The organism is Polyangium sp. 15x6, assembly GCF_029960785.1.
In the GTDB taxonomy this organism is placed as follows: domain Bacteria; phylum Myxococcota_A; class Polyangia; order Polyangiales; family Polyangiaceae; genus Polyangium.
This window is the reverse complement of record NZ_JASBQE010000002.1, coordinates 169,517-181,812: the sequence shown is the minus strand read 5'-3', so window position 1 is coordinate 181,812 and position 12,296 is coordinate 169,517. Positions and strand designations below refer to the sequence as shown.

The 12,296-nt window shown below is 64.2% G+C and carries 12 protein-coding genes; all 12 read left to right on the top strand.

What is annotated here, in order from left to right; translation table 11 throughout:
• The first annotated feature begins 15 nt into the window (after positions 1-15).
• The 12 genes from QHF83_RS02290 to QHF83_RS02235 all read left to right on the top strand — a co-directional run bounded on the left by QHF83_RS02290 (position 16) and on the right by QHF83_RS02235 (position 12,288).
• Positions 16-390, top strand: coding sequence for a hypothetical protein (locus QHF83_RS02290; RefSeq protein ID WP_282416083.1), 375 nt, complete (start codon positions 16-18; stop codon positions 388-390).
• A gap of 89 nt (positions 391-479) precedes the next feature.
• A complete protein-coding gene (locus QHF83_RS02285) occupies positions 480-1,109 on the top strand; it encodes a hypothetical protein (protein WP_282416082.1) in 630 nt (209 codons plus the stop codon).
• A 95-nt stretch (positions 1,110-1,204) separates the two neighbouring features.
• Positions 1,205-3,019, top strand: coding sequence for a hypothetical protein (locus tag QHF83_RS02280; RefSeq protein ID WP_282416081.1), 1,815 nt, complete (start codon positions 1,205-1,207; stop codon positions 3,017-3,019).
• A gap of 1 nt (position 3,020) precedes the next feature.
• Positions 3,021-3,995, top strand: a complete 975-nt coding sequence (locus tag QHF83_RS02275; RefSeq protein WP_282416080.1) for a DNA circularization N-terminal domain-containing protein — start codon at positions 3,021-3,023, stop codon at positions 3,993-3,995.
• A 3-nt stretch (positions 3,996-3,998) separates the two neighbouring features.
• Positions 3,999-5,354: a phage baseplate assembly protein gene (locus tag QHF83_RS02270; protein ID WP_282416079.1), complete on the top strand. Its 1,356-nt coding sequence runs from the start codon at positions 3,999-4,001 to the stop codon at positions 5,352-5,354.
• 1 nt (position 5,355) lies between these two features.
• Complete coding sequence (locus QHF83_RS02265) at positions 5,356-6,177, top strand: hypothetical protein (protein ID WP_282416078.1); 822 nt, start codon at positions 5,356-5,358, stop codon at positions 6,175-6,177.
• 345 nt (positions 6,178-6,522) lie between these two features.
• Positions 6,523-7,002, top strand: coding sequence for a hypothetical protein (locus tag QHF83_RS02260; RefSeq protein ID WP_282416077.1), 480 nt, complete (start codon positions 6,523-6,525; stop codon positions 7,000-7,002).
• Complete coding sequence (locus QHF83_RS02255; RefSeq protein ID WP_282416076.1) at positions 6,995-8,488, top strand: baseplate J/gp47 family protein; 1,494 nt, start codon at positions 6,995-6,997, stop codon at positions 8,486-8,488. The genes QHF83_RS02260 and QHF83_RS02255 overlap by 8 nt, the downstream gene beginning before the upstream one ends.
• A 6-nt stretch (positions 8,489-8,494) precedes the next feature.
• Positions 8,495-8,971 carry a hypothetical protein gene (locus tag QHF83_RS02250; RefSeq protein WP_282416075.1) on the top strand — a complete coding sequence of 159 codons (477 nt, stop codon included), beginning with the start codon at positions 8,495-8,497 and terminating at the stop codon, positions 8,969-8,971.
• Positions 8,971-9,696 (top strand): putative phage tail protein, encoded by a 726-nt coding sequence (locus QHF83_RS02245; RefSeq protein WP_282416074.1) that lies wholly within the window; start codon positions 8,971-8,973, stop codon positions 9,694-9,696. The genes QHF83_RS02250 and QHF83_RS02245 overlap by 1 nt, the downstream gene beginning before the upstream one ends.
• 6 nt (positions 9,697-9,702) lie before the next feature.
• Positions 9,703-10,944: a hypothetical protein gene (locus QHF83_RS02240; RefSeq protein ID WP_282416073.1), complete on the top strand. Its 1,242-nt coding sequence runs from the start codon at positions 9,703-9,705 to the stop codon at positions 10,942-10,944.
• Between the two features lie 3 nt (positions 10,945-10,947).
• Positions 10,948-12,288 carry a hypothetical protein gene (locus QHF83_RS02235; protein ID WP_282416072.1) on the top strand — a complete coding sequence of 447 codons (1,341 nt, stop codon included), beginning with the start codon at positions 10,948-10,950 and terminating at the stop codon, positions 12,286-12,288.
• Positions 12,289-12,296: the final 8 nt, after the last annotated feature.

The following is a 12,296-nucleotide window of genomic DNA, read 5'->3' as shown; positions in this document are numbered from 1 at the left end:
AAAGGCGAGTAGACCATGGCAAACCTTCAACAATACACGAAGGCCGTCGTGTACGTGAACTCGTCGGTCCTCTCGGAAGAGGCGAGCGTCACCATCAAGCGCACGTCGGGCTCCCAGCCCGTGAAGACGGTCGCCAAGGGGTATGCGGGCGAGAGCCCCGGCAGCCCCATGACCGAAATCACGGTCTCGAACGCAGTCCCCAGCGCCGACTTCGAGCTGAATCCCGGCCAGTACATCAACCTGCTGGACATCGTCGAGGTGACGATCTTCGCAGCGGGTCGAACGCTGACGGTGAAGGGCTCGATCATCGACGACAACTTCTCACACGCAGTCGATTCCGAGGCCAAGCTGGAGTTCAACTTCCGCGGCGGCCCGTCCGACTGGCAGTGACAGCCGGCCCGTGAGGGCCAACCGAGGGCCGGATGGGTGGGCAATGGTCTACCTGTCCGGCCCTTTTGCGTAGAAGGGGTGAGACTTCAATGGGCATGCCTCCCAAGGACATCAAGCCGTACGATCTGTGGGAGCAAATCACGGCCCTCCCTCGGCCGCATCGGGTCGTTCCTTTCCCTCGGTTCAATGAGGATGGCGAGTCTCTCGGGGATATCGCCATGGTCGTCCTGACGCAGGAAGAGGTGACGGCCGCGAACATCTCGGCGGAGAAGTACGTCCGGAAGACCTTCAAGGACAACGTGGGGGAAATCCCCATGGTCAACGAGAAGTCGGAAGGGTACGCGAACCTCTTCAGCTCGCGAGCCTCGACCGAAATTCTCTTCCGCGCCTGTCGCAAGGTCGACGACGTGGAGAAGGCGTTCTTCCCGTCGCGGGAGGCCATCGGACAACGGCTGACGACCGACGAGGTCGCCGTCCTCATGAACCATTACATGAGGGTTCAGAGCGAGCTGGGCCCCATCGTGTCGAACATGTCCCAGGAGGAGATGGACGCGTGGGTTGAAATGCTCGCCGAGGGAGGGAACGCCTACCCTTTAGATTTGCTGTCGTCGGTGCAACTGACGACCCTGCTCGTGTATATGGCCTCCCAATTGCACGCCTCACGGAAGGCCAACTCCTCGCCTGGTACGCAGCCCGAAAACGGCATCACGACCGTTTGAACAGGGGAGAGTAGCCCGTGGACCCGATTACGATTGCCCTTCGACACAAGGGTGTCGATGAGGTCAAAGCGGCCCTCCGTGACGTCACGGAAGCCATGGTCCGCCTCGACCAGGTGGCGGGCAAATCGGGCGGGAACCTGTTCAAGGGGCGAATCAAGGCCGTTCGTGCCGAGTTCGCCGAGCGAGAGAAGCTCCTCAAGTCCTACCTGGCGAAGGAGCAAGAACTCAATCGGACCCTCGGGCGACAGGACACCCGGCGCGCTACATCAGGACCAACGGTCAGCCAGGCGTCCGGCGGTGGTTCGTTCCTCGGCTCCGGGGGTACGGGAGGGCTCGGAGGGAACCTCGGGAGTCTCGCGGCGAAGGCGGGGCTCGTCGGCGCTGCCATCGGCCTCTTCAAGAGCGGGCTCGACCTCGCGACGGATGCGCTCAAGCAATTCGGTGGCTTTCTCATCTCGGACGTCATCAAGCCCGCGTTCGAGCTGGAGACGAAGTCGCAGCAAATCTCGAACGCGAGCGGCGGGGCGATCAGCGCCAAGGACATTCAGGACAAGACCCGAGCGGCGGCCCTGAAGCACAACATGGCGTCCGACCAGCTCCTCGGCGCGGCGGAGAAGTTCATCGACCTCACGGGCGACCCCAAGCAAGCCTTCGAGGTTCTCGACACCATCGGCACGCTGGCCAAGGCCCGTGGGGCGAACACGGAGGAGCTGGCGGAGTTCGCCGCGACTCTCAAGAACTTCGACCCCAACGCCACGACGGCGGACATCAACAACCTGCTCCTCACGCAGCTCGCGCAGGGCGACAAGGGCTCCGTCCCCCTCAAGGAAGCCGCACGCCTGGGCGGCCGTTTGACGGCCCCTGCCGCCTTCCTGGCAGGCAACACCGACGTCCGGATGGCGAGCATGGGCGCGCTCCTCCAGACGGCAAGGAAGGGCTTCGGCTCGACGGACGAACTCGCGACCGGCATCGGCAACCTCATCAACGAGGTGTCGAGCCAGAAGATGGTCGGCTCGAAGAAGTACCTCAATGCCGAGGGTCAGATTGGGGACGTCGGGAGCCTCATCGCCGGCATTCTGAAAGAGACGAAGGGCGACGCGAAGAAGATAGGAGCCCTCGGCCTCTCCGACCCGGCCTCGAAGCTCGTCAAGGCGTACCTACCGACCTTGAACGAGAAGGGCGGCGGGGCCGAAGGCGCCAAGGCAGTCGAAGACCTCATCCGTTCGTTCATGAAGGCGCGGACGAGCATCGAGTCCGAACGCGAGAACGAACGCAAGGTTCTCCAGACGTCGGGCGAGAAGTGGAACGCCACGATTGCCAAGCTGAAGGACCGTCTCCTCGTCATCATGCCCGAGGTCGACAAGTTCGTGTCTAAATTCACGGAGATCGCGCCTCAATTCGGCGATGCGCTCGTGACCCTGGCGAAGGTCATGGTCAAGCTCGCGAACTTCCTCGCCGGCCTCTTCGGCGACGAGACGGACGTCGACACGGACTCGACGGGGCAGGCTCGCGGCGAGTATCGCATGAACTTCGAGACGGGCCAATTCGAGTTCACCCCGCAGTCGAAGCTCAACGAAGAGAAGAAGGCTTCGGAAGCGGCGATTCCCTTCCAGCCTGGGATGTCACTTTCCGGCAAGCCCGTCGAGGAGCCGAAGAAGGCGGAGCAGGCCAAGGCCGAGATTCCCACCGCGGCCCCGGGGGTCCCTTTCCCCGTGCTCTCCACGCTCGCCACCCCTGCGAATGCTGCGGCTCCAGCACAGGGCCAGGCCCCGACAGACCCGAAGCTCAAGGCGCTGAGCGATCAGATGGACCAGCTATCGGCCAAGGGAAAGACGCTTGGAATCGTGTTCGAGAAACTGGCCGAAGCTGGCGTCGACGTCGCGCGGAACAAGCCGCTGACGGAGAGGTGACATGAGCGATATCCTTTCGACCCTCCAGGAGTGCTCGTGGCGGGATATCCCGTTCCCCATCGCGAGCATTCAGGAGAGCGGACAGCAAGACGCACCCCAGCACAAGCGAGCGGACAGGGACGGTGCGTTCGTCGAAGGCACGGGCCGCGCTCCCTTCGTCTACAAGGTTCGCGGCGTCTTCATCGCGGGGACCATTGCGAGGGGCAAGAACGAGACGTGGGACGACCTCTTCCCCGCGACGTTCTTGCGCATCCGCGATGCATGGATGGACCGCACCACGGGGACGCTCGTGCATCCCATCTACGGGCCTGTCCGCTGCAAGCCGGCCACGTGGGACGTCGTGCTCGACCCGGAGATCCGGGGCGGCGTCTTCGTCGACATGTCGTTTGTGGAGACGAACGATGACGCCGAGACGCCAGCGTTCACGCCGTCGGAGAGGTCGTTCGCGAAGGCTACGGCCGCTGACCTCGACGCGCAGCTCGGGACGCTCTCGCCCTCTCCCGAGGTCTTCGCGCCCCAGGACGAGGAGCAGAGCTTCAGCGAGCTCGTCGACAGCCTCACGGCCGTCGTCGATTCCACGACCCTCCAGGGGCAGCGGGCCATCGCGAAGATCGACGCTGGGATCGGGAAGCTCCAAAGGCTCTCGAACAGCATCAACCGAGCGTCGAGCGTCGTCGTGACCGACGCGACGACGGGGACGACGACGAACCTCGGGCCGCTCGGGGCCGGAGCTGCCCGCATCTGGCAGAACTGCCAGAACCTCGCGACGTCTCTTCGTGAGATTCGCTCGAAGCTCCTCGCGAACACGAACAGGGACGTCGCCACGTACATCTTGGAGAGGCCGGCGATGCTCGTCGCGCTCTCGATCCAGCTCAAGAACACGGTGGCCGAGCTGCTGGAGCTGAACCCCACATTGCCACGCGCGCGTCCCGTGATCCCCGCCTACACGCTCGTCAAGTATTACCCGAGGTCGTGACCCATGGCTTTGCGTGACGGTCAATCCGAACTGGACACCGCGGTCCTTCGGGTCGAGGGCCTGTCCTTCGAGATCAAGACGTGGGACAAATGCACGATTCGGGAGGATTTCGTCTCCCCGACGGCGGCATTCGATTTCACCCTCTCGACGAACGACCCCACGCTCTACAACCAGATATTCATCGCAGGCGCCAAGATCGAGATCGCCATCAACGATCGCCTCCAGAGTACCGGGTACATCGAGCGCGTCCGGAAGTCTCAGAACCGGGGCGGCGGCACGACGTACCAGATCAGCGGGCGTGACATCCTCGGGCCCGTCGTCTCGGCGAGCATCGACCCGAAGATCAAGATCACGAGCAACCAGACGGTCGCTGATTTCCTCTACAGCATCTTGGGGCAGTTCGGCATCTCGACGATCTACGTCGGCGACGACAAGAACTACAACATCGTCACCGGATACCCCAAGGGCCGGGGCAAGGCCCAAACGCAGACGTTCACCGTCAAGGAGGCGACGAGCCGCGTTGTCTCCTCGGACGGCAAGAGCGCCGAGGTTCAGTTCAGCACGAGCACGGTGACGCAGGTGATCTCGCGGAACCGGCCCGATCTCAAGACGCTACCGCTCGACCAACTGAAGCCCAGGATTGGCGAGGGAGCGTATCAGCTCATCGACCGGATTCTCTCGCGGCTCGGCCTGCACTGTTGGGCAGCGGCCGATGGGAGCGGCGTCATCGTCGACGCCCCGGACTTCTCGACGTCCCCGATTCACAAGGTCATCCGGCAGTTCGGCGGGGCCGCGAACAACGTCATCGATGGCGAGTCGACCATCAACGCGGAGATTCAGCCCTCGTGCATCGTCGCGGTGGGCCATTCGAGCGGGGCCGACCTTGGGAAGACGAAGCTCAAGGTCATCGCGGTGAACGAACTCGTCGCCGTCAACTCGGCGGGGCAGCCGGTGAAATCGGCCGCGAACATCATCGCGCGGTATCCCGGCGTGCGGGTCCTGCCGATTCGGCAAGAGCTTGTCCCGAAGGAGGACCGCATCGTCTCGGTTTTCACGCAGAAGCCGATGTTCGTCAAGGACGACGAGTCGAAGACCATCGACCAGCTCGCGGCTTTCTGCCGCAGGCAGCTCGCGATGAAGCAGAAGGATTACCTCGTCGCGACCTACACGGTCATGGGTCACACGTACGACGGCCGATACCCGTGGGCGATGAATGTCCTCGTGGACGTCGACGACGACTACCTGGGGATCCACGAGCCCCTCTGGTGTGTCGAGCGGACGTTCATCAAGTCCAGGTCCGAGGGGACGCTGACGCAGCTCAAGCTCATCAAACCGTACACGCTACAGCTCGGGGTGTGACATGCCTGCAAAGAGCCTCGCGAGCTACGGCGACGTCGGGGGCGACGTCCTCGGAGCCGCACGCAATCCCACGAACGGTGCCCTCTCCGTGCAGCTCGGCGATTCGGTCAACGGCGAGGTGACGTGCGACAACGCCGAATGGTGGCAGCACGTTGGCTTTGCCTCGATTCCAAGCCGGGCCGAGCCCGGCAAGCCGGCCTGCCAGGTGCTCTCCCTGGAAGAGGCGGACCGCGACGTCTGCTACGCCTCGCGTGACCTCCGGGTCACGAACATCTACGGCACGCTGGCGAACGGCGAGACGTGCGTTTACGCCGCGGGTCCCGAAGGGCAGGGGACGAGCCGAATCCTGCTCAAGGACAACGGCGAGACGGCCACGACGACCATCCTCGTCCAGCAGGGGAACACGTCGAGCGGTGCCCCCGTGCTGATCCAGATTTCGAGCGAGGGGAAGATCATCGTCTCCGCGGGGCAGCACGGAGCGGTGAGCATCGACAGCGACGGCATCAAGCTCGTCTCGAACTCCGACCTTCAGCTCGGCGCGTCGGGTAACACCACGCTCATCGGCCAAAGCCTGGCCCTCAACGCGGCGAACGTCTCCATCGGGGCGAACGCGACGAACCCCGTCGCTCTCGCCACGCAGCTCGTCGCTCTCCTCGCGGCCTACCAGGCGGCATTTGCGGCCCTGGCCGGGGCTCTCGGCACGGGCGTCGTCACCATTCCAGGGCCCACGCTCGCCACGCTGACGGCTGCCCTCACGGCCGTCGCAAGCCTCTCGGGAAACGTGGCTCAGGTCCCGTCCACGAGCGTCTTCGCGGCGACCTGAACACCATGGGCGCGTGCGATTTCCCGGCATTTTCGCTTCCGCCGGTGACCATCCCCGTCCCGGGATACTCGCTTCCGCTGGGTTTCGCGATTGGGGTGTCCACATCACCTATAGGAATCCCTGGGCTGCCTTCCCCGAGCTTCTCGGTTCCCCCGGTGAGCATCCCGATTCCGAGCGTGCCCGGTCTGGCTGGTTTCGACCTCGCGGTGCCAACAACCTCTATGGGGCTCCCCGGGTTGCCGTCCCTGAGCTTCTCGGTTCCTCCGGTGACGATTCCCGTCCCGGGGCTGCCGTCGCTGCCGACCATCGCTCCGCCGACCCCTACCTGCCCCGGACTCTGACGCAATGCCTTACCTCGGACTCGGCGCCTGCTCTGCTGGAAGCACGGGAGCAGGGGTCGGGGAGGCGTACGGCCTGAATTCGAGCGCCGGCCAGCTCTACCTCGACGACCAGCGAGTCCAGCAGAACGCCGCAGCCATTGACACGGTGACCGGTGACCTCGTTCGCGACCCCCAGACGGGGATGCACCGCGGGATGGAGTCGGTGGCGCAGCAAGTCTATCTCGCGCTCCGCACGCTCCGGGGTAGCTCGGTCGTCAAGAACCTGGGCTTTGCGTTCAAGTTCCGCGTCATCTCCGAGACGACGGCGCAGAAGGTCCGCGACGCCGTGAACGAGGCTCTGAAAGACCTCGTGCTCCGTCGCCTCATCTCCGTCGAGCGAATCGACGTCGAGCGCGTGAAGGTCACAGCCATCTCGATCCTCGTCGTGTGGAAGAACCTGACCAACGGCGAGACGAACACCACGAGGTTTAGCCCGAATGGCTGACCCCAAAGAGTTTGTCGTCAAGACCCGCGAGCAAATCCGCGGGGACTACACGCGGACGGTCAAGAACGGGCTCATCAACCTCGGGATCGCGAACCCCAACGTTTCCGAGGGGTCGCTCGACTACATCCGCGGGGACGCGCTCGGAGCCTTCGGCGAGGAGATCTACAACCTCGTCAGCATCAAAGCGAATGCCCAGCTCCCGGACAGCGCGCTCGACGATGACCTCATCCGCCTCGCGAAGATTGTGGGGTTGGACCTCCGGCCAGCCGGTCCGTCGCAAGGCTTTTTGGTCCTCCAGACGTCGGTGACGGTCCCCGTGGCCATCCCCGGAGGGGCGCAGCTCCTCGACCCGGCCGGGCTCAGCTACGAGGTCCTCGTAGGCGGCGCGTACGCCTCGGGGGAGCTGGTCCCCATCAGGGCCGTCGACACGGGCGCGAGGACGAACCTTCCCGAGGGGACGACCCTCCGGTGGTCCTCTGCCCCTCCCTTCGTGTCTGCCGTCGCTCTCGTGGCGTCTGGGGGCCTTCTCGGCGGCGTCGACCAGGAGACCATCGAGGGCCTTCGGGCGCGCCTGCTCGACTACTACCGAAACCCGCCCGGCGGCGGCAATTGGTCCCAGGTCAACCTGACGGCCGAGAACTCGTCCACGTTCGTCCAGAAGGGCTTCACGTACCCGGCCGTCTACGGGCCGAGCACGATGCACGTCGTTGTCGTGGGAGCGCCGACGGCAACGAACAAGAGCCGGACTGTTCCGAGCGACGTTGTCGAGACGGCCGTGAAGCCGGCCGTCATCGGCGCGCATCCCGAATACGCGGACATCGTCGTCACCTCGGCCGATTCCTACGTCGTGAGCGTCGCGTTTACGCTCTCGCTGCCTTCGAGCCGCAAGGCGTCGCCGCCGGGCCCCGGTGGGGGATGGCTCGACGGTACGCCGTGGCCCACGAAGAGCGGCGGCCCCGCCCCCGTGACGGCGACCAACTCATCCGTCGATTTCTTCGTCGCGGCGGACGCGGCTCCGATCGTGGGTCAGCAGATTTGCTACGTGAGCCCAGCGAATTTCAAATTCTACAGGGCAAAGATCACGCAGGTGTTTGGCGGTGGCTCTCCCTATCGCGTCGTGGTCGACACGGGTTTCTTCCTCAACGACGCGACGAACACCTCGATTCAGGTCGGCGACTGGGTCTTCCCAGATGCGGAGCGCATGGATGTCTATGTCGCGGCCGTGCTGAGCGCCTTCTCGTCGATGGGTCCCGCGGAGAAGACCACGATTCCCGGCCTGCTTCCGCGGGCGTACCGCAAACCGCAGAAGGAATTTTCGTGGCCGTCTCAGGTCGACTCGTACTTCTTGAGGGCGCTCTACGAGTCGGGGGAAGAGGTCTTCGACGCCGGCTTCCTCACGTCGCCCGCAACCGTGCCGGTCAACCCCGGGTATCAGCTCGCCCCGTTCATCGCCGTTCCTGGGCAGCTCGCGTTTTACCCGCAGTGAGGATGCATGACCCTCCCCGCAATCGATGATCTGTCGACATTCGGCGGCGTCCTCCAGGACTACACGGAGGTCGTCGACCCGACGACGGACCTCCCGGCACTCGCCAGCAATCAGGTTCGGGCCGACGTTGCAGCCATGACCCGCATTTGCGCTCGCGCGGTCGTCATCTGGACGAACGACGGGACCGACGGCACGGTCGTCACGTTCGACAGCGTGGTCGGGAACTCCTCGTCCTACTACCCGACGTTCTCCAAGCAGGCGACGGGGCATTGGAGGATGACGTTCAGCGCGAGCGTCACGGACTTCCTCGCGCAAACCCAATACTGGAACTTCCGCTACGGCACCGGCTGCATGCTTTCCTCGACGTTCGGGACCGTCCAGGTGGTGAAGGTCGCGCCGAACATCGTCGATGCGTACCTCTTCGACGCCGCGGGGGCCGCGTCTGATTTCGCGGGCTCGAATATCCTCACGAGGGTCTACTGATGGCCGGTCTCGGCGGCTTCAACCCGTTCCCGATGAAGTTCGGGGCGGCGTCCCAGACCGACCTGGAGGCCATACAGAACGCGGTTGCGGAAGCCGAGGGGACGAGCCTCGCCGTCATCAAAGGGACGGTCAAGTGGGTCGAGAACCACGCGACGGCCCGCGTCCTGTGGGAGCTATTCGGCGCGACGCAGAAGCTCGCGAACCAATGGCTTCCCGAGAAGATGACCGACTTTTTGCCGAGGTGGGAGGCAATCCTCGGCATCACGCCAAGCCGATTCGATGACCTGCAAGACCGTCGTCGAAGGGTCGCCGCGAAGCTCTCCCTCATCGGCAAGGGCGGCAATTATCAGGTCGTCAACGACTACCTCACGACGATTCTCGGCGATGTCTACCAAGGACTTGTTTTCACAAGTCCTTTGGAGGCCACGGCCTACTGTCCTGGGGGCGGCACCATCGATGGCGGGATCGTTCTCCTCGACGGCGACACGATCGATCCTCAACTGTCGCCGTACTACTCGACGGTCGCCTACGTCGCCATCCTCCTCGCGAAGCCCGATTCGATGAGCGAGGAGGAGTTCTACGCGACGGCAGGCCGAATCTACGAGGACGCGGACAACCTTTTCGCCGCGTGGGTCGCATTCGATTGGGTTAGAGACGGCGTGAACGGTGCCGGATTTTACTTGGACGAGGACTTCAACCTCGACAATCAGCGCTTCGACATCTGAGGCAGTATGAGCTTCACGCGAATCAAGCCAGGCAACTGGTCCGTCAACGAAAAGCTCACGTCAGCGCAGATGAACGCGCTCGACATCGACCATGCGAACGCGGTCGACAAGACGGGCGACACGGTCGAGGGGTCGATCACCTTTCAGGGCGGCGGCGGGATCACGATCGCGACCGGCGGATTTCTCACGATCTCGGGCGGGTCGCTCAACATCTCCGGCGCCGGCAACTCGATCAACCTCCTCTCGGGCGCGAGCCTCACCACGGACGCAACGAGCCCGGTAAGCTTCGGCGGGACCCTCTCGGTCGCTGGAGCGACAACGCTCGGAGCCCTGACGATCAATGGTGCCGCGGTCCTGAACGGCGCGACCACGGTCACGGGGGCGCTCACGACGAACAACACGGTCACGACGAACGGTGCCGTCACCACGAACGGGACGCTCACGACGAACGACCCTGTCACGCACAATGACTCGGTGACGTGCAACTCCGGCCTGATCATCGAGTCCGGAGTGCTCGATCTGCGTCCGGGGGCGGGCGCGTTGGTCGAGGGCGGGGCCTCGCTCACCCACGCGAACCTCTCCAACCATACCTACCAGAGCGGCGCCGCTTGCACGCATTCGTCGGGCTCCACCACGACCTTCGCCGGCGCAGCAACGTTTTCCAGTGGGTCGACGACGACGTTCTCCAGCGGGTCGACGCTCAATGTGGCTGGGACTCTGACCGTCCAGGGAGCGAGCAATCGCATTCAGCTCAGCTCGCGGTCCATCACGAGGGTTCAGCCGTATATCTTCCTCCCGACGAACCCGGATTCGTGGGAGGGCGCGTTGGACGACGCCGCCGTGATGCAGACGGCAGTTACGGGTGGTGCCAGGGCACAGTGCATGCTGTCACTGCCGAACGGCTCCACGCTGACGTCCGTGCGCCTCTATTTTCGAGCGCCAACGGGTCACGCCGTTTTTCCGATCACTCTCGGGGCCATTTACGTGACGTCGGCTCCGTACAGCTCGTACACGGCGTCGTCCTTGGGGACGGCCTCGAAGTCCTCCGGCGACTATGGGGGCAACATCGCGAACTATAACGGCGTGACCGACTACATTGAGGTCTCAGGTCTTTCAGTGACGATCGATAACACGACCACCAAGTATTACATCAGCGTGGCCGCGGAAGGTGGCGCGGACTCGCTCGCGGGATGGAAGGTCCTCGGGTGGTCCGCGACGTACACCGTTTCTTCGTACGACGAGGGTTGATTCATGGCATCCCCGATTTGCACGGTCGACGGCAACAGCACGGTCGACGGGGTCGACGTGGTTGGTGGCGCCACGGTCACGATCCAGCTCGCCGACCTCGCGGGCGTCACCACGTGGTCGATCGCGGCCATCAACACGGATGACCTCCACGACGCTGCGACCATCAACGCAAGCCTGTCGATCAACCACGTCACCAAGACCGCGACGTTCACGGCTCCCGCAGACTCCGACGGAGCGGCGCTCATCTTCCGGTCGATCATCAACAACCAGCGCGACGTGAACGGTCGGTACGTCGAGGAATGGGCGACGACGTTCGGCGTCTACGTGCTGACGGGGGCAACGGGCCAGCGCGTCCTCGCATTCGACGAGAAGACCGAGGGCTCTGCCTCCTTCGGGTGGATCACCAAAATCAATGAGGTGATCCGCACCTCGGGCGGCGTTGTCGACCCTGCGAGCGCCGGGGCGGGGCTCGTATTTTCGGGCGGCGGCTACAACGTCGTGGCGGCCGATGGTTCGATCGTCGTCAACCCCAACTCGATCCAGGTCGGCGTCATCGGCGACGCGAACCACGGGAATCTCTCGGGGGGCTCGCTCCATTCGGCGGCCACGGGTGCGACGGCCGGTTTCATGGCCGCCGCCGACAAGGGGAAGCTCGACAACGCGACGTCGCTCCCAACGCCGAGCACGATCGTTATTCGCGACGTTGCTGGGGGGGCGGCCTTCGAGAACCTCTCGGCGAATTTCATCGAATCGGGCACGCCTCCGCTGATCCTGAGCGCGCTCGGCGTCACCGTGCTCGAACTCTACGACGACCCCGCGGAGGCCCGGTTCTACGGATTCACGACGGCGCCGTCCTATCGGTTGTCTGCCGATGTCACGGTGACGAGATACCTCGCGAACACGCCGCACTGCCCCGTGACGGCATGGGAGGGGCAGATCGATTCGACGTGGGTGAACCTGTCGGCTACGAACTCCGCGAAGCTCGTGATACCATTGAACCTCCCCAACGGATGCCGGCTCGATAGCGTCGTCGTGAAAATCGACCCGCCGGCCCACGGTGGGTCTCCGCCCGCGAACTTCCCCGTGCTGGAAGTCTACCGCTGGGGTGAGTTTTCTTCCGCGGGTTCGCTCATCGCTATCGCGTCGGACCCCGGGGGCGGGTCGTACGACACGGCGCACACGATTTCGGCGTCGAGCATCAACGAGGTGGTCGACACCACGGCATACCGGTACTTCGTGCGGCTATCGCCCGAGTACGGCGCGAACGCCCTTGCGGGTACGATCTACCTCTGGGGGCGCGTGACGTACACGCGGCTCGCCGGTTCGCAAATCGGGGTCGATTGAAGGGGACG

Excerpts from the sequence above, each read along its gene's own strand:
- QHF83_RS02290 (WP_282416083.1), top strand. The coding sequence starts at position 16 with ATGGCAAACCTTCAACAATACACGAAGGCCGTCGTGTACGTGAACTCG.
- QHF83_RS02285 (WP_282416082.1), top strand. The coding sequence starts at position 480 with ATGGGCATGCCTCCCAAGGACATCAAGCCGTACGATCTGTGGGAGCAA.
- QHF83_RS02280 (WP_282416081.1), top strand. The coding sequence starts at position 1,205 with ATGGTCCGCCTCGACCAGGTGGCGGGCAAATCGGGCGGGAACCTGTTC.
- QHF83_RS02275 (WP_282416080.1), top strand. The coding sequence starts at position 3,021 with ATGAGCGATATCCTTTCGACCCTCCAGGAGTGCTCGTGGCGGGATATC.
- QHF83_RS02270 (WP_282416079.1), top strand. The coding sequence starts at position 3,999 with ATGGCTTTGCGTGACGGTCAATCCGAACTGGACACCGCGGTCCTTCGG.
- QHF83_RS02265 (WP_282416078.1), top strand. The coding sequence starts at position 5,356 with ATGCCTGCAAAGAGCCTCGCGAGCTACGGCGACGTCGGGGGCGACGTC.
- QHF83_RS02260 (WP_282416077.1), top strand. The coding sequence starts at position 6,523 with ATGCCTTACCTCGGACTCGGCGCCTGCTCTGCTGGAAGCACGGGAGCA.
- QHF83_RS02255 (WP_282416076.1), top strand. The coding sequence starts at position 6,995 with ATGGCTGACCCCAAAGAGTTTGTCGTCAAGACCCGCGAGCAAATCCGC.
- QHF83_RS02250 (WP_282416075.1), top strand. The coding sequence starts at position 8,495 with ATGACCCTCCCCGCAATCGATGATCTGTCGACATTCGGCGGCGTCCTC.
- QHF83_RS02245 (WP_282416074.1), top strand. The coding sequence starts at position 8,971 with ATGGCCGGTCTCGGCGGCTTCAACCCGTTCCCGATGAAGTTCGGGGCG.
- QHF83_RS02240 (WP_282416073.1), top strand. The coding sequence starts at position 9,703 with ATGAGCTTCACGCGAATCAAGCCAGGCAACTGGTCCGTCAACGAAAAG.
- QHF83_RS02235 (WP_282416072.1), top strand. The coding sequence starts at position 10,948 with ATGGCATCCCCGATTTGCACGGTCGACGGCAACAGCACGGTCGACGGG.